Annotated in this window: 13 protein-coding genes; 2 read left to right on the forward strand and 11 right to left on the reverse strand. The window is 70.9% G+C overall.

The annotated features are described in order from the left end of the window. The first annotated feature begins 25 nt into the window (after nt 1-25). Nucleotides 26-2,794, forward strand: coding sequence for a tetratricopeptide repeat protein (locus ACGTNF_RS13980; RefSeq protein ID WP_394602203.1), 2,769 nt, complete (start codon nt 26-28; stop codon nt 2,792-2,794). Nucleotides 2,795-2,936: 142 nt separating this feature from the next. Here the strand turns inward: ACGTNF_RS13980 and ACGTNF_RS13985 are convergent, their stop codons facing one another. From ACGTNF_RS13985 to ACGTNF_RS14035, 11 genes are all read right to left on the reverse strand, one after another. Next, nucleotides 2,937-4,232 carry an adenylosuccinate synthase gene (locus ACGTNF_RS13985; RefSeq protein ID WP_016855441.1) on the reverse strand — a complete coding sequence of 432 codons (1,296 nt, stop codon included), beginning with the start codon at nt 4,230-4,232 and terminating at the stop codon, nt 2,937-2,939. A 64-nt stretch (nt 4,233-4,296) separates the two neighbouring features. Next, a complete protein-coding gene (locus ACGTNF_RS13990) occupies nt 4,297-5,493 on the reverse strand; it encodes an ATP phosphoribosyltransferase regulatory subunit (RefSeq protein ID WP_394602204.1) in 1,197 nt (398 codons plus the stop codon). 222 nt (nt 5,494-5,715) lie between these two features. After that, the gene (hflC, locus tag ACGTNF_RS13995; protein WP_394602205.1) at nt 5,716-6,600 is read right to left on the reverse strand and encodes a protease modulator HflC; all 885 of its coding nucleotides are present in this window, start codon (nt 6,598-6,600) and stop codon (nt 5,716-5,718) included. A gap of 2 nt (nt 6,601-6,602) precedes the next feature. Continuing rightward, nucleotides 6,603-7,841, reverse strand: a complete 1,239-nt coding sequence (hflK, locus tag ACGTNF_RS14000; protein WP_016855438.1) for an FtsH protease activity modulator HflK — start codon at nt 7,839-7,841, stop codon at nt 6,603-6,605. Nucleotides 7,842-8,011: 170 nt separating this feature from the next. After that, nucleotides 8,012-9,328: a ribosome rescue GTPase HflX gene (gene hflX, locus ACGTNF_RS14005; RefSeq protein WP_016855437.1), complete on the reverse strand. Its 1,317-nt coding sequence runs from the start codon at nt 9,326-9,328 to the stop codon at nt 8,012-8,014. 8 nt (nt 9,329-9,336) lie between these two features. Next, a complete protein-coding gene (gene hfq / locus ACGTNF_RS14010; RefSeq protein WP_016855436.1) occupies nt 9,337-9,582 on the reverse strand; it encodes an RNA chaperone Hfq in 246 nt (81 codons plus the stop codon). A gap of 115 nt (nt 9,583-9,697) precedes the next feature. After that, complete coding sequence (miaA, locus tag ACGTNF_RS14015; RefSeq protein ID WP_394602206.1) at nt 9,698-10,636, reverse strand: tRNA (adenosine(37)-N6)-dimethylallyltransferase MiaA; 939 nt, start codon at nt 10,634-10,636, stop codon at nt 9,698-9,700. Between the two features lie 6 nt (nt 10,637-10,642). Further along, on the reverse strand, nt 10,643-12,679 hold the full coding sequence (mutL, locus tag ACGTNF_RS14020) for a DNA mismatch repair endonuclease MutL (protein WP_394602207.1): 2,037 nt from the start codon (nt 12,677-12,679) through the stop codon (nt 10,643-10,645). Between the two features lie 18 nt (nt 12,680-12,697). Continuing rightward, complete coding sequence (locus ACGTNF_RS14025; protein ID WP_394602208.1) at nt 12,698-14,149, reverse strand: N-acetylmuramoyl-L-alanine amidase; 1,452 nt, start codon at nt 14,147-14,149, stop codon at nt 12,698-12,700. Beyond that, on the reverse strand, nt 14,146-14,676 hold the full coding sequence (tsaE, locus tag ACGTNF_RS14030; protein ID WP_394602287.1) for a tRNA (adenosine(37)-N6)-threonylcarbamoyltransferase complex ATPase subunit type 1 TsaE: 531 nt from the start codon (nt 14,674-14,676) through the stop codon (nt 14,146-14,148). The genes ACGTNF_RS14025 and tsaE overlap by 4 nt, the downstream gene beginning before the upstream one ends. 2 nt (nt 14,677-14,678) lie before the next feature. Continuing rightward, complete coding sequence (locus tag ACGTNF_RS14035) at nt 14,679-16,184, reverse strand: NAD(P)H-hydrate dehydratase (protein WP_394602209.1); 1,506 nt, start codon at nt 16,182-16,184, stop codon at nt 14,679-14,681. Between the two features lie 112 nt (nt 16,185-16,296). Between ACGTNF_RS14035 and queG the strand changes: the two genes are divergently transcribed. After that, a complete protein-coding gene (gene queG / locus ACGTNF_RS14040) occupies nt 16,297-17,442 on the forward strand; it encodes a tRNA epoxyqueuosine(34) reductase QueG (protein WP_253742728.1) in 1,146 nt (381 codons plus the stop codon). Nucleotides 17,443-17,449 lie beyond the last annotated feature (7 nt).

The raw sequence follows: 17,449 nt of genomic DNA on the forward strand, positions 1-17,449 counted from the left end.
CATCACTTCGAGGCAACCCGACATCATGACCCAGATTCCACGCGACATCTCATCTCCTCGCCAGCCCACGGGGCTGAAGCTGGCCGTCTCGGCCACCCTGGTGGCCTGGCTCGGCGGCTGCGCCACCACCCCGCAGCCCGACGCCCACGTCACCGCTCCCGTGCCGCCGCAGTACGCGGACTGGTTCGACGGCGGTCAGCCGCGCACCCTGGAATGGATGCACAAGAACACCGTGGAGAAGGCGCAACAGCTGCTCGATCAGGGCCGCAGTCAGCAGGCCATCGCCGAGCTCGAGACGCTGATGCAGAAGGGGCTGCCCAAGGGCTACTACGAGATGGCCAAGATCTTCGATCAGGGCCAGGGCGTGTCCCCCGATCCGGAGCGCGCGGCCAGCCTCTATTCCGAGGCCATCAAGACGCCCTCCTACATCACCGGCAACGCCTCGCTGAACCTGGCCAAGCTCTACCGTGAGGGGCGCGGCGTCGAGCGCAACGACGTGCTCGCCTACTACCTGATCCAGCAGGCCATCGAGGAAGAGGTCGGCCCCCGGGCCCAGGCCGCCATGGCCGAGCTGCTCGTCGAGGGCGGCGACGGCGTCCAGGCCGACCCCGAACAGGCCGCCGCGCTCTACCGGCGCGCCGCCGAGGCCGACAACGGCGCCGCCCTCGAGGCCCTGGCCAAGGCCCACGGCCCCGGCGGCTGGCTGGCCGAAGACCGCGGCCTTTCCAGCCAGTACGCCCAGCGCTACGCCGAGCTGCTGGAGCAGGACGCCCGCGCCGGCGACGTCGGCGCCATGAATCAGCTGGCCGGCCTGTTCACCGAGGACGGCCTGATGGGCCACCAGCCCCAGCGCCACATGCACTGGCTGAACAAGGCCGCCGAGGCCGGCGATCCCGGCGCCCTGAGCCGGGCCGGTCGCTCGCTGGTGGAAGGCAACGCGCCCCAGCGCGGCCAGGCGATGCTGGAGCAGGCCGCCCTGGACGGCAATGTGTCGGCCATGGAAACGCTGGGCAAGCTGCTGCTGGAAGGCAACGCCAACGTGGCCGCCAGCCCGGAACGTGCCCAGCACTGGCTGAGCGCGGCCATCGCCCAGGGCTCGGTGGATGCCCAGGTCACCCTGGGCCGTGCCCTGCTCGACGGCGACGGGCTGCCCCCCAATCCGCGCCGCGGCATCGAGCTGCTCAAGCAGGCCGCCGAACAAGACGACGCCCTGGCGCTGTCGCTGCTCGGTGCCTACTACCTCGAGGATGAGGGCCACGCCAGCCAGCCGAGTCAGGCGCGCGAGTATCTGGAGCGAGCCAACGAGCTGGGCCACCCCTACGCCACCCAGCAGCTGGGGCAGATGTACCTGGAAGGCAACGGCGTAGCGGCCGACGGACAGCGCGCCGAGGCCCTGCTGAAGGACGCCGCCGACCAGGGCCAGACCGCCGCCCTGCGCATGCTCGGCGAGGCCTACCTGGAAGGCGAAGTGCTGCCCTACCATCCGTCGAAGGCCGAGGAGCTGCTGAAGCAGGCCGCCGATGCCGGCGACGCCTCCGCCAAGACGGCGCTGGGCGCCGGCTATCTCGAGGGCACCCTCCAGCAGCGCCAGCCCTCACGCGGCCTCGCCCTGCTGGAAGAGGCCGCCCGCGAGGGGGATGCCTACGCGATGGTGGTGCTGGGCCGCGCCTACCGCAAGGGCGACGGCGTGCCCCGCGACCTGGGCAAGGCCAGCGAGTGGCTGAATCGCGCCCGGGAGGCCGGTCACGACTCGGCCGAGGATGCCCTGTCACGGCTGCGCTATGACCAGGGCAAGTCCGGCAACATCAATGCCCTGGTGGAGGCCGCGGAAGACGGCCACCCCGGCTCCATGGCGCGCCTCGGCGAGGCCTTCCTGAACGGCCGTGGCGTGCAGCAGAACCTGAACGCCGCGCGCTCCTGGCTGCAGCGCGCCGCCAACGAGGGCCATCCTGGCGCCAGCGCCGATCTGGGACGGATGTATCTCGAGGGCAAGGGCGTGACACGCGATCCCGCCCGCGGCGCCCGCTACCTGCAGCAGGCCGTCGCCGGCGGCCACGCCGGTGCCCGCGGCGATCTGGGCAAGCTGCTGCTGACCGGCGAAGGCGTGAGCGCCGACCCCGAGCGCGGCATGCGACTGCTCGAGCAGGCCTCCGCCCGCGGCAACAGCGGCGCCCGGCTGGCCCTGGCCGACGCCCTGCTCAAGGGCGAGCACGTCGCCCAGGACACCCAGCGCGGCATCGAGCTGCTGCGCGAGTCCGCCGAGGCCGGCGACGACTATGCCGCCCAGCGCCTCGGCGCCGCCTACCTCGAGGGCAAGGGCGTCCAACCCGATCCGCAGCAGGCCGAGACCTGGCTCACCCAGGCCAGCGAGGCCGGCAGCCTCTCGGCGCGCACGCTGCTCGGCACCGCGCTGCTGCGCGGTGAAGGCGGCATGAGCGTCGACGCCGCGCGCGGACGCCGCCTGCTCGAGCAGGCCGCCGAACAGGGCCACGCCGGCGCCCAGGCCACCCTCGGCCGCGAGCTGCTGCGCGGCGAGACCCTCGGCCAGGACCTGCGTCAGGGCGCCGACTACCTGCTGGAGGCCGCGCGCCAGGGCCACGAGACCGCGCGCCTGGCGCTGGCCAAGGCCTACCTGACCGCCAACGGGCTCGAGAACGCCAACCGCGAGCAGGCGCTGCTGTGGCTCGACGAGGTGATGGACGGCAACGGCGAGATGGCCGCCCAGACGCTGCACGACCTGCTGTCCGACGAGGACGCCATGCAGGCGCTGCAGGTGGCATCGGCCGAACGCTGATCGCGCCCGGCCTCTCATGGCGGGAGGCCACACACGACGACGGGCCGGCAGTTTCCTGCCGGCCCGTCGTCGTTCGGGGGAAGGCCCGAAGGCCTAGCCGCCGCGGCGCCTATTCGGCGAAGGGCTTACTTCACCGAAGGGCTCATTCACCGAAGGGATTGCGCAGCACGATGGTCTCGTTGCGATCCGGGCCGGTGGAGATGATGTCGATGGAGGTGCCCACCTGCTCCTCGAGGAAGCTGATGTAGGCGCGGGCGTTGGCCGGCAGCGCCTCGACGCTCTTGATGCCGATGGTCGACTCGCTCCAGCCCGGCAGGTCCTGGTAGACCGGCTCGATGGCCTCGTAGCCTTCGGAGTCCACCGGGGTGTCGAGCAGCTCGCCGTCCTTGCTGCGATAGCCCACGCAGACGCGGATGTTCTCCAGGCCGTCGAGCACGTCGAGCTTGGTCAGGCAGATGCCGGACACGGAGTTGATCTGCACGGCGTGGCGCAGGGCCACGGCGTCGAACCAGCCGCAGCGGCGCGCACGGCCGGTGGTGGCACCGAACTCGTGGCCCTTCTCGGCCAGGTGACGGCCGTGCTCGTCGAACAGCTCGGTCGGGAACGGGCCGGAGCCGACGCGGGTGGTGTAGGCCTTGGTGATGCCCAGCACGTAATCCAGGTACAGCGGGCCGACACCGGAACCGGTGGCGGTGCCGCCGGCAGTGGTGTTGGAGCTGGTCACGAACGGATAGGTGCCGTGGTCGATGTCCAGCAGCGAGCCCTGGGCGCCCTCGAACAGGATGTTGTCGCCGGCCTTGCGCACGTCGTGCACCAGGCTCACGGTGTCGCAGACCATGGAGCGCAGCTCGTCGGCCATGCGCATGGCATCGTCGAGCACCTGCTGGAAGTCCACCGGCTCCTCGCCGTGGAACTTGGTCAGCACGAAGTTGTGGTAGTCCAGCACCTCGCCGAGCTTGGAGGCGAATCGCTCGCGGTGCAGCATGTCGCCCAGGCGCAGGCCGCGGCGGGCGACCTTGTCCTCGTAGGCCGGGCCGATGCCGCGACCGGTGGTGCCGATCTTGGCCACGCCGCGGGCCTTCTCGCGGGCCTGGTCGAGGCGCTCGTGGTACGGCAGGATCAGCGGGCAGGCCGGCGACAGGCGCAGGCGCTCGCGCACCGGCACGCCCTTGGCTTCCAGCTCGCGGATCTCCTCGAGCAGCGCTTCCGGTGACAGCACCACGCCGTTGCCGATCACGCAGGTCTTGTCGTCACGCAGGATGCCGGAGGGGATCAGGTGCAGGACGGTCTTCTCGCCATCGATCACCAGGGTGTGACCGGCGTTGTGTCCGCCCTGGAAGCGCACGACCGCGCCTGCGGACTCGGTGAGCAGGTCGACGACCTTGCCCTTGCCTTCGTCACCCCACTGGGTGCCCAGTACGACTACGTTCTTGCCCATTTGCCTCGTCTCTCGTTGCTGCGCCGCCAGCGTCCGGCGGTGCCGATATCGTGTCTGCCTGAGATCAGGCCTGATCGCTGGCCGCGGCCAGCGGCGCGACCTGCCAGCCGCCGTCGGCGGGGATCAGGTGCCGCTGGCAGCGGTGTTCCTGCGGACCGGTGCGCTGCCCGGGCAGCGCCTGGACGACCCGCTCGCCCTGCTCGCGCAGGGCCTTGATGGCCTCGGCCAGCCCCTCGCCCTCGGCCGGCGCCCAGATGCCGTCGTGGGGCGGCTCGCTGGGCACCAGATTGGCCAGCAGCTTGAGCTCCAGGGAGAAGCCGGTGGCCGGGCGGGCGCGACCGAAGGCGCGGCCGGTGTCATCGTAGCGGCCGCCCTTGGCCAGCGCCTGGCTGTAGCCGGGCACGTGGGCGGCGAACATCATGCCGGTGTGGTACTGGTAGCCGCGCAGTTCGGCCAGGTCGAAGTAGAGCGCCACGTCGGGGTGCTCGGCGACCACGCCGGCGTGCAGGGCACGCAGCTGGTCGAGCGCCGCCCCCACCGCCTGGGGCGCCTCGGCGAAGGCCTCGCGGGCCTGCTCCAGCACCTCGGGGCCACCGTGCAGCTCGCCCAGGGCGCACAGCATGTTCGCCATGGCCGGATCGCTGACGCTTTGCTCGACCCGCGCGGCCAGCTCGCCGGGCGACTTGAGCTCGAGGGCCTCGAACACCGCCTTCTCCTGCTCGGCGGTCAGCTCGGCGGCCTCCACCAGGCTACGGTAGATGCCGATGTGGCCCAGCGCCAGGTGGATCTCGCCGGCGCCGGCGACCTGCAGGCTGGTCAGCGCCAGGCGCAGGACCTCCAGGTCGGCTTCCAGGCCGGCATGGCCGAACAGCTCGAGGCCAACCTGCACCGGGCTGCGACCGCCCTGATGCTGGTCCGCCTTGGCCCGCAGCACGGTGGTGCAGTAGCACAGCCGCACCGGGCCCTGGCGCTTCAGCGAGTGGGCATCCATGCGCGCCACCTGGGGCGTGACGTCGGCGCTGACGCCCATCATCCGACCGGTCATCTGGTCGGTGAGCTTGAAGGTCTGCAGATCGAGTTCGGTGCCGGTGCCGGTGAGCAGGGAGTCGAGGAACTCCACGGGAGGCGGCATCACCTGGTCGTAGCCCCAGCGATGGTAGAGATCGAGCAACGCCCGGCGCAGCTCCTCCATGCGGCTGGCCTGAGGAGGCAGCACCTCGTCCATGCCGTCGGGCAGCAGCCAGCGGTCAGCGATGGTCATGTCGTTCTTCCTGCAAGACGATGATTGGCCTTCGGCGAGCCTGGCGGCAGGGTGAATCACACGCCTGGCGGAGCGCCGGAGGGGAATGCCGGGAGTGGTCGGCCACAAAAAACGGCCACAAAAAAACCGGGCCACGCCCGGTTACAGGAGTCTATCACGTTTGGTGGCGGGAGGAACCCCGCACGAACGGAAGGGGCGGCCTGAACCGCCCCTTCCCGGCCGTCACTCGCCGCCCTGGGCCGTCGGGCTCTTGAGGTACTGGAAGAAGTCGCTGGACGGATCCAGCACCAGCATGTTGCCGTCGCCCTGGAAGCTCGAACGATAGGCATCCAGGCTGCGCCAGAAGGAGAAGAACTCCTCGTCCTTGCCGTAGGCATCCGAGTAGATGGCCGCGGCCTCGGCATCGCCCTCACCGCGCAGGGTCTCGGAGCGCTCGTTGGCCTGGGCCAGCAGCACCTGACGGCGACGGTCGGCGTTGGCGCGGATGCGCTCGGACTCTTCCTGGCCTTGGGCACGCCACTCGCGGGCCTCGCGCTCGCGCTCGGAGCGCATGCGATCGTACACCGCCGAGGAGACGTCCTCGGGCAGGTCGATGCGCTTGACCCGGATGTCGAGGATCGCCACCCCGAGCTCGTCGCGCATCAGCTCGTTGAGCTCCTCGGTGGGTCCGGTCATCAGCTCGTCACGCTGCTCGGAGATGATCTGCGAGAGGTTCAAGCGGCCGAACTCGTTACGCAGGCTCTCGTCGACCCGCGGCTGGATCAGGCGCACGGCCTGCAGCTCGTCGCCGGCGGTGGCCTCGTAGTAGCGGGTGGGATTGACCACCTGCCACTTGACGTAGGAATCCACGATCACCGCCTTCTGCTCGAGGGTCAGGTAACGGCTGGCGTCGGTGTCCAGTGTCAGCACCCGGGTGTCGAACTTGCGGATGGTCTGGGTGATCGGGATCTTGACGTGCAGACCCGGCTGGATATTTTCCTCGACCACTTCACCGAAGCGCAGCTTCACCGCGCGCTCGGTCTCGTCGATCACGTAGAGGCTGTTGCTGGCCAGCCAGGCCACGGCGGCCAGGCCGCCGACGATGAGCAGGGAACGGTTATTGATCATCGTTAACGGCCCTCCCGGCTGATTCCGTTGCTGCGAGCACTGCGGCTGTCACTGCTGCCGTCGGCCTGGCTGGCGCTCAGGCGCTCGAGGAGCTGAGGGTCCATCGACACGGTGTCGCCACCCTGGCTACCGGCGGCGCCGGTGTTGCCGCGGCTCAGGCGATCCATCGGCAGCACCATCAGCGGCGCGTCGTCGTTGACGTCGACCATCACCTTGCTGGTGTCGCCGTAGACGTCGGACAGGGCGTCGAGATAGAGGCGCTCGCGCATGATGGCCGGCGCGTCCTGGTACTGGGTCAGCAGTGCGTTGAAGCGGTTGGCCTGACCGCGAGCCTCGGCCACCACCGATTCGCGGTAGCCCTGGCCCTGCTCGACGATACGCTGGGCCTGGCCCTGGGCGGCCGGAATCACGGCGTTGGCGTAGGCCATCGCCTGGTTGATGGTGCGCTGACGATCCTCGCGGGCCCGGATGACGTCATCGAAGGCGTCCTGCACCGCGTCGGGCGGCGAGGTGGACTCGACGTTCAGGGTCTGCAGGCGGATGCCGGTGCCGTAGCTGTCCAGGTAGGACTGCAGGCGGCTGGCCACCGCGGTGCCGAGGATCTCGCGGCCGGAGGTCAGGATGTCGATCATGTCGGTGCCGCCGACCACGTGACGCAGCGCGCTGTCCAGGGCGTTCTCGAGCGAGAGCTCCGGGTTGCGCACGTTGAGCACGTAGCCGCGCGGATCGGCGACCTGGTACTGGGCCGAGATCTCGACGGAGACGATGTTCTCGTCCTGGGTGAGCATCGACTGGGTCTGGCTGACCGAGCGCACCCGGGTCACGTTGACCATGCGCACGTCATCGATCAGCGGCGGGTTCCACTGCAGGCCGGGGGTGACCACTTCCTGGAACTTGCCGAACCGCAGCACCACGCCGCGCTCGGACTGGTCGACCAGGTAGAAGCCGGACGCGGCCCAGATGGCCAGCGCCACGATCAGCAGCAGGCCCGGCAGGGCGAAGGCGTTGCGCGGCTTGCCGCCGCCACCGCCCTTGCCACCGTTGCCGCCGCGCTTGCCGCGGCCGCCCAGCATGCCGTTGAGCTTGTCCTGAAACTTCTTCAGGGCCTCGTCGAGGTCGGGCGGCCCCTGATTGTTGCCGCCACCGCCGCGGTTGCCACCGCCGCCGTTACCGCCGCGGCGCCCTCCCCCGCTCCAGGGGTCGTGCTGGTTGCCGCCGCCACCGGGCTCATTCCAGGCCATACGTCGTCTCCACTCTGCGTTGCGTTCCGCCGCGCGCTCCGGCACGACGGGCATCGGTTGCGATCCTTGTGGTGCCGACCCTGGTGTGTCGGCACCCGAAGGCGACTCTTTTATTACGGTCTCGTTGTTCCGGCCTCGTCACCGCCTTGCCGTGCCTCGCGGTTTCCCGCTCACTCCTCCCAGAGGGGGCGGTCCTGCAGAGCCTCCGGCAGGTAATCATCGGCGCGTTCGCCGAGCCGTGCCATCAGCTGCAGGAAATCGCGACGCGGCAGGCGGATCTCGAGCTGGGTACGCCCCATCTCGTCGAAGCGTTCCTCGCGCACCGCGCCCAGCTCGTGCAGGCCGGCGCGCAGCTTGCCCTGCTGCGGTTCCAGGGTGACGTCGAAGTCGATGATGTCGTCGGCCAGGCACTCGGAGAGCGCCTGCTCGAACAGCTCCAGGCCCTTGCCGTCGCGGGCCGACAGCCACACCGTCTCGGGCATGCCATCGGCGCCGCGCTCGATGCGCGGGGCGCTGTCGAACATGTCGATCTTGTTCATCACCTTGAGCGTCGGCACGTCCAGGGCGCCGATCTCGTCGAGCACTTCCTCCACCTGGCTCACGTTGAGGTCGCGGTCGGCATCCGCCGCGTCGATCACGTGCACCAGCAGGGTGGCCTCGGCGGCCTCCTGCAGGGTGGCCTGGAAGGCCTCCACCAGCTTGTGCGGCAGGTGGCGGATGAAGCCCACGGTATCGGCCAGCACCACCGGCCCCACGTCCTCGATCTCCAGGCGCCTGAGCGTCGGGTCGAGAGTAGCGAACAGCTGGTCGGCCGCATAGACCCGAGAGGCAGTCACGGCGTTGAACAGCGTCGACTTGCCGGCGTTGGTATAGCCGACCAGCGAGACGCTGGGCACCTCGGCTCGGGAGCGCGCGCGCCGATTCTGATGGCGCTGGCTGCGGACCTTGTCGAGGCGCTTGTGAATGGCCTTGATACGCCCACGCAGCAGCCGGCGGTCGGTCTCGAGCTGGGTCTCGCCCGGGCCGCGCAGGCCGATGCCGCCCTTCTGGCGTTCGAGGTGGGTCCAGCCGCGCACCAGGCGCGTCGACATGTACTCGAGCTGGGCCAGCTCGACCTGCAGCTTGCCCTCGTGGGTCCGCGCCCGCTGGGCGAAGATGTCGAGGATCAGGCCGGTACGGTCGAGCACGCGACACTGGAGCGACTGCTCGAGGTTGCGCTGCTGGGAAGGGCTCAGGGCATGGTTGAAGATCACCAGCTCGGCCTTGTGAACCTGCAGCGCCTCGCGCAGCTCCTCGGCCTTGCCCGAGCCGATGAAGGAACGGGGATCGGGCCGGCTGCGCGAGCCGGTCAGCAGGGTGGCCGGCTCCGCGCCGGCCGAGCGCACGAGCTCGAGGAACTCGCCTGGGTCTTCGCGCTCTTTCTCGTCCTGGAAGTCGACATGGACGAGTACCGCCGTTTCACCGGCGTCGGGACGTTCAAAAAACAATCAATACCTCACGCATTGCTTTCCGACGGCGCATCGGGAGCCGGCAGCCGCACGTTGCGCGACGGCACAACGGTGGAGATGGCGTGCTTGTAGACCATCTGGCTGACGGTGTTGCGCAGCAGAATCACGAACTGGTCGAAGGATTCGATCTGGCCCTGCAGCTTGATGCCGTTGACCAGGAAGATCGATACCGGAATGCGCTCCTTGCGCAGGATGTTCAGGTACGGATCTTGAAGGGACTGCCCTTTGGACATGTTGCTCTCCCTGAATTGTTTCTGGAGTTGATCATTCAGTGCTCGCCCCGTCCGGGGGCGACACAGGGTAACCGATGAGCCCGGTCGTACGGCCGCTCGAAGCGACCATCTTACGCTAAGTCCCGAATTCGCGCACCAGTTTCAGGAGTTGTGCAAGCGGGTCGGGGCCCAGGCTATCCACCCAGTGCAGCGCCGGCCAGCGACGCATCCAGGTCAGCTGACGCTTGGCCAGCTGGCGGGTGGCCACGATGCCGCGGTGACGAAAGGTCGCATGATCGACCTCGCCCTCGAGGTATTCCCACCCCTGACGATAGCCCACGCTCTTCATCGACGGGAGCTCCGGCGTCAGATCGCCGCGCGCCTTGAGCGCGGCCATCTCGTCGAGGAAGCCGGCCTCGAGCATGGCGTCGAAACGCCGGGCGATGCGCGCATGCAGCACGCCGCGATCGGCGGGCGCGAGCCCTATCGACAGCGGCCGCCAGGGAAAGGTTTCCGGGCGCTGCTCATGCCACAGCTCGGTCAGCGACCGGCCGCTGATGCGATACACCTCCAGCGCCCGCATCAGGCGCTGGGGATCGTTGGGATGGATGCGCTCCGCGGCCGCCGGGTCGACCCGCGCCAGCGCCTCATGAAGACCGGCCAGGCCGAGACGCTCGGCATCGCGCTCCAGCTCGGCGCGCACCTCGGCGTCGGCCGACGGCAGGTCGGCCACGCCCTCGACCAGGCGCTTGAAGTACATCATGGTGCCACCGACCAGCAGCGGCACCCGGCCGGCCGCGGTGATCTCGGCCATCTCGCGCAGCGCGTCCTCGCGGAACTCCGCCGCCGAGTAGGGCTCGGCCGGATCGCGGATGTCGATCAGCCGATGCGGCGCACGGGAAAGCTCGTCGGCGGAGGGCTTGGCGCTGCCGATGTCGAGGCCGCGGTAGACCATCGCCGAGTCGACGCTGACCAGCTCGCAGCCCAGCCGCTCGTACAGCTCGATGGCCAGGTCGGTCTTGCCGGCGGCGGTGGGGCCCATCAGGAAGATGGCGGGTGGGCGGGTGTCATGCATCGTCGTTCACTGCCCCCTCAGGAAGAGGCGGTCCAACTCCTTCATGCTCAGCTCGGTCCAGGTCGGCCGGCCATGGTTGCACTGGCCGCTGCGCTCGGTGATCTCCATGTCGCGCAGCAGGGCGTTCATCTCCTCGACCGTCAGCTGACGGTTGGCGCGCACGCTGCCGTGGCAGGCCATGGTGGACAGCAGCTCGTTGATGCGCGCCTCGAGGCGATCCGAACGGCCGTAGCGCTCGAGGTCGCCCAGCATGTCGCGGATCAGCGGCTCGACGTCGGCGTCGACCAGCAGCGTGGGCACCTGGCGCACCAGCAGCGTCTCGGGGCCGGCCACGTCGAGCTCGACGCCGAGCCGGGCGAAGGCCTCGTGCTCGGCCTCGGCGGTCGCCACCTGGGCGGCACTGGCGGCCAGCGAGACCGGCACCAGCAGCGGCTGGGCCTCGAGGGCGCCGCCGTGCACCTGGGTCTTCATGCGCTCGTAGACGATGCGCTCGTGGGCGGCGTGCATGTCGACGATCACCATCCCGCGCTCGGTCTGCGACAGGATATAGACGCCGTGCAGCTGGGCCACGGCGTAGCCCAGCGGCGGCGCCTTGGTGGCGTCCTCTTCCGGCATCGCCGGGCGAGGCGCGGCCCCGGGCGCCGACTCGGACGGCTCCGGAGACGAGCCCTCGGCGGGTGCGGCGACCGTGGCCCCGAGCGGCGAGCGCGCCTGGCGCTCGGCCAGCGCCACGTCGGCGGCGGCGCCACCGGCCCCCGGCGCGGCAGGCTGGGGCGTCAGCAGGCTCTCCTCGTGCTCGGGATGCAGCGCCCGATAGCCCTCCATGAAGGCACGCACGCGATCCGGCGAGACCTTGCGTTCGCCCTCCTCCGCGCGGCCGTGCAGCGCCATGGGCTGCTGCTGCCAGGCGGGCTGGGGCGGCGCCTCGCGGACCTCGCCGGCGCGGGCCGCCTCGGCTTCCGCGGGCGCGCCGGGCGCAGCATCCGCGGTCTCGCCCGGCTCCGCGTCGCCGCCCACGCTGGCGCCGGCCCGGGCCTCGCCCAGCGCCCGGTGCAGGCTGGAGAACAGGAAGTCGTGGACCATGCGCCCGTCGCGGAAGCGCACCTCGTGCTTGGTCGGGTGCACGTTGACGTCGACCACCGTCGGGTCGACCTCGAGATACAGCACGAACACCGGATGGCGGCCGTGGAACAGCACGTCGCGGTAGGCCTGACGGATGGCGTGGGCCACCAGCCGGTCGCGCACCACCCGGCCGTTGACGAAGAAGTACTGCTGGTCGGCCTGGGCCCGGGAATGGGTCGGCAGCCCGACCCAGCCCCACAGGCGCAGCCCGCCGGTCTCGAGGTCCAGGTGCAGGGCGTTCTCCAGGAAGCCCTTGCCGAGCAGCGCCTGGAGGCGCCGCTCGTGGCCCACCAGGTCGCCGCCGGGGCGCAGCTGGTGGAGGGTCTTCTGGTTGTGGCGCAGCACCCAGCCGACATCGAGTCGCGACAGCGCCTGGCGGCGGAAGGCCTCCTCGACGTGGCCGAACTCGGTCTTCTCGGTGCGCAGGAACTTGCGCCGCGCCGGGGTGTTGAAGAACAGGTCACGCACCGTCACCGAGGTGCCGCGCGGATGCGGCGAGGGCGTGACCCGCGGCTCCATGCGCCGGCCCTCGACCACCACCCGCCAGCCGCCGGTGGGATCGTCCTGGGTATTGGAGACCAGCTCGAGCCGCGACACCGAGCTGATCGAGGCCAGCGCCTCGCCGCGGAAGCCGAGGCTGGCCACGCCCTCGAGGTCCTCGAGGGAGGCGATCTTGCTGGTGGCATGGCGCGACAGCGCCAGCGGCAGGTCGTCCTCGTCGATGCCGCCGCCGTCGTCGCGCACCCGGATCAGCCGGGCGCCGCCGGACTCCAGCTCCACCTCGACGCGGCTCGCGCCGGCGTCGATGGCGTTCTCGACCAGCTCCTTGACCACCGAGGACGGACGCTCGACCACCTCGCCGGCGGCGATCTGGTTGGCCAGCCGGGGATCGAGGATCCGGATATGTGAGTTATCGCTCATAACGCTCCCGTGACCCGCTCACGAACGGGGAATCCGCAGCACCTGCCCGACGCGGATCACGTCGCCGTTCAGGGCGTTGGCCTGGCGCAGCTGCGCCACCGGCACGCCATGACGGGCGGCGATCTCGGAGAGGGTATCGCCGGGCTGGATGCGATATTCGTTGCCGCCGGTATCGCGCCCCTGGTCGCGCTGCCAGGCCAGCAGGCTGGCCGGCGGCGGATTGCGCTGGAAGTGCGCCCGGACGCCGCCGAACACCGCGTCCATCATCTGCTCCTGATAGCCCGACTGCTGCAGCCGGCGCTCCTCGTCGGGGTTGGAGATGAAGCCGGTCTCGACCAGCAGTGAGGGAATGTCCGGCGACTTGAGCACCACGAAGCCGGCCTGCTCCACCCGCGGCTTGTGCAGATCGTTGATCCGGCCCAGCCGGTCGAGCACCTGTCCGCCGATGGTCAGCGAATCGTTCAGGGTCGCGGTCATGGTCAGGTCGAGCAGCACGCCGCGCAGCACCTCGTCCTTGTCGTCGAGCGACAGGTTGCCGTCGACGCCGCCGATCAGGTCGGAGCGGTTCTCGCTGGCCGCCAGCCACTGGGCGGTCTCGGAGGTCGCCCCGCTCTGGGACAGCGCGAACACCGAGCTGCCGTGGGGCCGCGGGCTGCGGAAGGCGTCGGCGTGGATCGAGACGAAGAAGTCGGCCTTCTGCTCACGGGCGATGCGGGTGCGCTGGCGCAGGCCGACGTAGTAGTCGTCGTCGCGGATCAGCACCGCCTTGAAGCCCTCGGCGTCGTTGACCTTGCGCGCCAGCCGCCGGGCCATCTCCAGCACCACGTCCTTCTCGCGGGTGCCCGAGGGGCCGATCGCGCCGGGATCCTCGCCACCGTGGCCGGCATCCACGGCGATGATGATGTCGCGCTTGGGATGCGGCTGGGCGGGCTCTCGGGGCGGGGTCGTCGCGGCGGCATCGCGGCCCTGCACCTGGGCCTGCGTCTGGGCGCGGTCGGCGGCGATCTCCTGATCGCGGATCATCGCCTCGATGGGATCGATCGGGTCCTCCACGGCGCTCTCGCCGGGATACTCGAGGTCGACCACCAGGCGGTGACCGTACTGTTCGTTGGGCGCCAGGCTGAAGTGGCGCGGCTCGACCTCGCGGTTGAGCTCCAGCACCACACGCAGGTCATCGCCGTCGCGCACGCCGGTACGCACGTCGCGGATGGCGCTGCCGTCCAGGTCGAGCCGCTCGACGTCGGCGGCCAGGCGGGTGTCCGAGAGGTCGATCACCAGCCGGCGCGGATCGTCGAGGCTGAAGACGTTCGCCTCGGCCGCGGACGACAGGTCGAACACCAGCCGGGCATGGTCGGGGGCCGCCCACAGGCGCAGGTTGTCGACGCTGGCCGCGAGGGCCGCGGACGGCATCAGCGCCGCCAGCGCCAGCAGGCCGCCGAGCAGGCGGCGGGACACGGTGCCCTGGCTCATGAGAGGCGGTCGCCTTCCGGGCCCGTCGCCCCGGGCTGCGCTGCCTCGGACTGCTCTGCTGCAGACAAAGAGGCATCGGCGGCGAGGCGCTCGATCACCGCGCGGCCGTGGTCGCTGCCGGCGACCAGCGTCGCCCGGCGGCCCTCGCCGTCCAGGCTCAGCGTCACCGTCAGGTCCGGCGTCGGCAGCCAGCCCTCGCCGCGGGCCGGCCACTCGATCACGCACAGCGCGTCGTCGGCCAGCAGGTCGCGGCCGCCGATGAACTCGAGCTCCTCGGGATCGCCCAGGCGATAGAGGTCGAAGTGGTTCACGCGCACCTTCTCGAGCTCGTAGGGCTCGACCAGGGTGTAGGTGGGGCTCTTGACCGCGCCGCGATGCCCGTAGGCGCGCAGGATGCCGCGGGTCAGGGTCGTCTTGCCCGCGCCCAGCTCGCCCTCGAGAAAGAGCAGGCCGTGGCCGCCGAGGGCCCGGCCGAGGGATTCGCCGAAGGCCACCTGGCGGTCTTCGTCATCGAGTCGCAGCTGCATCGTCATTCGCCCATCGTCGGGTTGACCAGAATTCGCGCACAGGATGCCAGATCGCCGGCCAGCAGGCCACGCTGGCCGCCCGCCGCCGCGGCCTCGTCGGCGGCCAGGGCGTGCACCATCACGCCGACCCGGGCGGCGGCCTCGCCGTCGAGCCCCTGGGCCAGCAGCGCGCCGAGGATGCCGGACAGGGCATCGCCCATGCCGCCGCTGGCCATGCCCGGATTGCCGTAGGGGCACACGGCGAGCCCCGAGGGCCCCGCGACCAGGCTGCCGGCGCCCTTGAGCACCACCGTGCCGCCGTAGCGGCGCTGCAGCTCGGCGGCCGCCGCCGGGCGGTCGGCCTCCACCTCGGCCGCACTCGTGCCGAGCAGGCGGCCGGCCTCGCCGGGATGCGGCGTCAGCAGCCAGTCGTCCCGGGAAAGGCCGCCGAAGCGGCCGGCCAGCAGGTTGAGGGCGTCGGCGTCGACCACCAGCGGCCGGCCGGCGTCGAGGGCGGCCTGCAGCATCGCCTGGCCCCAGCTGCCCTGCCCCAGCCCGGGGCCGACCACCAGCACATCGGCCTGCGACGGCAGCTCGCCGAGATCGGCGGCGCCGCGCACGCCGTGGACCATCACCTCGGGGCGGCGCACCAGGCTCGCGGTGACGTGCTCCGGTGCGGTGGCCAGGCTGACCTTGCCGGCGCCCAGCCGGGCGGCATGCTCGGCGGCCAGCAGCGCTGCGCCGCCGAAGCCCGGCGCCCCGCCGAGCACCAGCGCATGGCCGGCGTCACCCTTGTGGGCGTCCCGCGGGCGCGGCGGCAGCGCCGCGGCGATGGCGTCGCGGTGCAGCAGCTCGGCCGCCGGCAGCATGTCGGCCGCGGCCGAGGCGGGGGCGTCGAGCCCGCGAAAGCTTACCTCGCCGGTCAGCGCCGGGGCGCGGCCGGTGTGCAGCCCCAGCTTGTCGCCGATGAAGGTGACCGTGCGCGTGGCCTCGACCGCCACGCCCAGCTCGGCGCCGGTGTCGGCGTGCACGCCGGAGGGAATGTCGATGGCCAGCACCGGCCGCTCGGCCGTGTTGATCGCGGCGATGGCCTGGCGGAAGTCGCCGCGCACCTCGCCGGCAAGCCCGGTGCCGAGCAGCGCATCCACCACCACCTCGCCGGCAAGCGTGAGCCCCGTCCGCCAGGGCTCGAGCCCCACGCCCGCCGCGGTGGCCATGTCGGCGGCCTGGCGGGCGTCGCCCGTCAGCGCCTCCACCGGCTTGAGCGCCACGCGCTGCACGGCCCAGCCCTCGGCGGCGGCCAGCGCCGCCAGCACGTGGCCGTCGCCGCCGTTGTTGCCGGCGCCGCACAGCACGCTGAGCGAGCGGGCCTCTGGCCAGGCCTCGCGCAGCACCTGAAAGGCCGCCGCCGCGGCGCGCTGCATCAGCGCGAAGCCCGCGATGCCGGCGGCGATGGTACGACGGTCCAGCTCGCGGACCTGCTCGGCGCGATACAGCGCCCGGCCGGATGCTTCGGACGATGCCGTCATTCCCTGTCTCCCTTCGAGGCGATGCTTTACCATGGACGTTCCACGAAGTGTGTCCTGTCTCCCGCCGCTCGCCAAGCGTCGCGGCGCCTTTCCGAACGGTGTTTCCTCAATCATGACCCAGCCGTCTCCCGCGGGCGACGCCCCCGATCGTCTCACTCAACAGACCGACTTGGCTCAGCAGACCGACTTGGCCGAGCTGGCCGAGCGCATCAAGACCTGGGGCCGCGAACTCGGTTTCCAGCAGGTGGGCATCGCCGACGTCGACCTGTCCGAGGACGAGGCGCGCCTGCAGCGCTGGCTCGACGCCGGCCATCACGGCGAGATGGGCTTCATGGCCAAGCACGGCACCAAGCGCACCCGCCCCGAGGAGCTCGAGCCCGGCACGGTGCGGGTGATCAGCGTGCGTCTGGACTACCTGCCGCCGGAGGTGGAAACCACCAGGATGCTGGCGCGGCCGGAGAAGGCCTACGTCTCCCGCTACGCGGTCGGGCGCGACTATCACAAGCTGATGCGCAAGCGCCTGGCGAGCCTGGCCAAGCAGATCCAGGCCGAGATCGGCCCCTTCGGCTATCGCGCCTTCGTCGATTCCGCCCCGGTGATGGAGCGTGGCCTGGCGCGCAAGGCCGGGCTCGGCTGGTTCGGCAAGAACGCCATGCTGCTGAACCCGAAGGCTGGCTCGCTGTTCTTCCTCGGCGAGCTCTACACCGACCTGCCGCTGCCGGTCGACGAACCCTTCGAGGCCGAGCACTGCGGCAGCTGCAGCGCCTGCCGCACGGCCTGCCCCACCGACGCCATCGTCGAGGACAAGGTGGTCGACGCGCGGCGCTGCATCTCCTACCACACCATCGAGCTGCACGGCGCCATTCCCGAGGAATTCCGCGCCGCCATGGGCAACCGGGTGTTCGGCTGCGACGACTGCCAGCTGGTGTGCCCCTTCACCCGCTTCACCCGGGCCAGCAGCGAGGCCGACTTCGCCCCGCGCCACGACCTGGACCGCGCCGATCTGGTCGCGCTGTTCGCCTGGGGCGAGGAGGAGTTCCTGGACAGGACCGCCGGCAGCCCGATCCGCCGGATCGGCTACGAGCGCTGGCTGCGCAACCTGGCGGTGGGGCTCGGCAACGCGCCCTGGAGCGAGACGGTGGAGGCCGCGCTGCGCGCCCGGCTGGCGTATCCCTCGGACCTGGTCCGCGAGCACGTGCGCTGGGCGCTGGCGCGGCAGCAGGAGAAGAAGCGGAACACGATCGCCGTCGAGGCCTAGCCCCGAC

This window comes from Halomonas sp. B23F22_10 (assembly GCF_043496975.1).
Lineage (GTDB): Bacteria > Pseudomonadota > Gammaproteobacteria > Pseudomonadales > Halomonadaceae > Halomonas > Halomonas smyrnensis.

Bases quoted from the DNA above. Each gene is read 5' to 3' on its own strand.
- ACGTNF_RS13980 (WP_394602203.1), top strand. From the start codon at position 26: ATGACCCAGATTCCACGCGACATCTCATCTCCTCGCCAGCCCACGGGG.
- ACGTNF_RS13985 (WP_016855441.1), bottom strand. From the start codon at position 4,232: ATGGGCAAGAACGTAGTCGTACTGGGCACCCAGTGGGGTGACGAAGGC.
- ACGTNF_RS13990 (WP_394602204.1), bottom strand. From the start codon at position 5,493: ATGACCATCGCTGACCGCTGGCTGCTGCCCGACGGCATGGACGAGGTG.
- hflC (WP_394602205.1), bottom strand. From the start codon at position 6,600: ATGATCAATAACCGTTCCCTGCTCATCGTCGGCGGCCTGGCCGCCGTG.
- hflK (WP_016855438.1), bottom strand. From the start codon at position 7,841: ATGGCCTGGAATGAGCCCGGTGGCGGCGGCAACCAGCACGACCCCTGG.
- hfq (WP_016855436.1), bottom strand. From the start codon at position 9,582: ATGTCCAAAGGGCAGTCCCTTCAAGATCCGTACCTGAACATCCTGCGC.
- miaA (WP_394602206.1), bottom strand. From the start codon at position 10,636: ATGCATGACACCCGCCCACCCGCCATCTTCCTGATGGGCCCCACCGCC.
- mutL (WP_394602207.1), bottom strand. From the start codon at position 12,679: ATGAGCGATAACTCACATATCCGGATCCTCGATCCCCGGCTGGCCAAC.
- ACGTNF_RS14025 (WP_394602208.1), bottom strand. From the start codon at position 14,149: ATGAGCCAGGGCACCGTGTCCCGCCGCCTGCTCGGCGGCCTGCTGGCG.
- tsaE (WP_394602287.1), bottom strand. From the start codon at position 14,676: ATGCAGCTGCGACTCGATGACGAAGACCGCCAGGTGGCCTTCGGCGAA.
- ACGTNF_RS14035 (WP_394602209.1), bottom strand. From the start codon at position 16,184: ATGACGGCATCGTCCGAAGCATCCGGCCGGGCGCTGTATCGCGCCGAG.
- queG (WP_253742728.1), top strand. From the start codon at position 16,297: ATGACCCAGCCGTCTCCCGCGGGCGACGCCCCCGATCGTCTCACTCAA.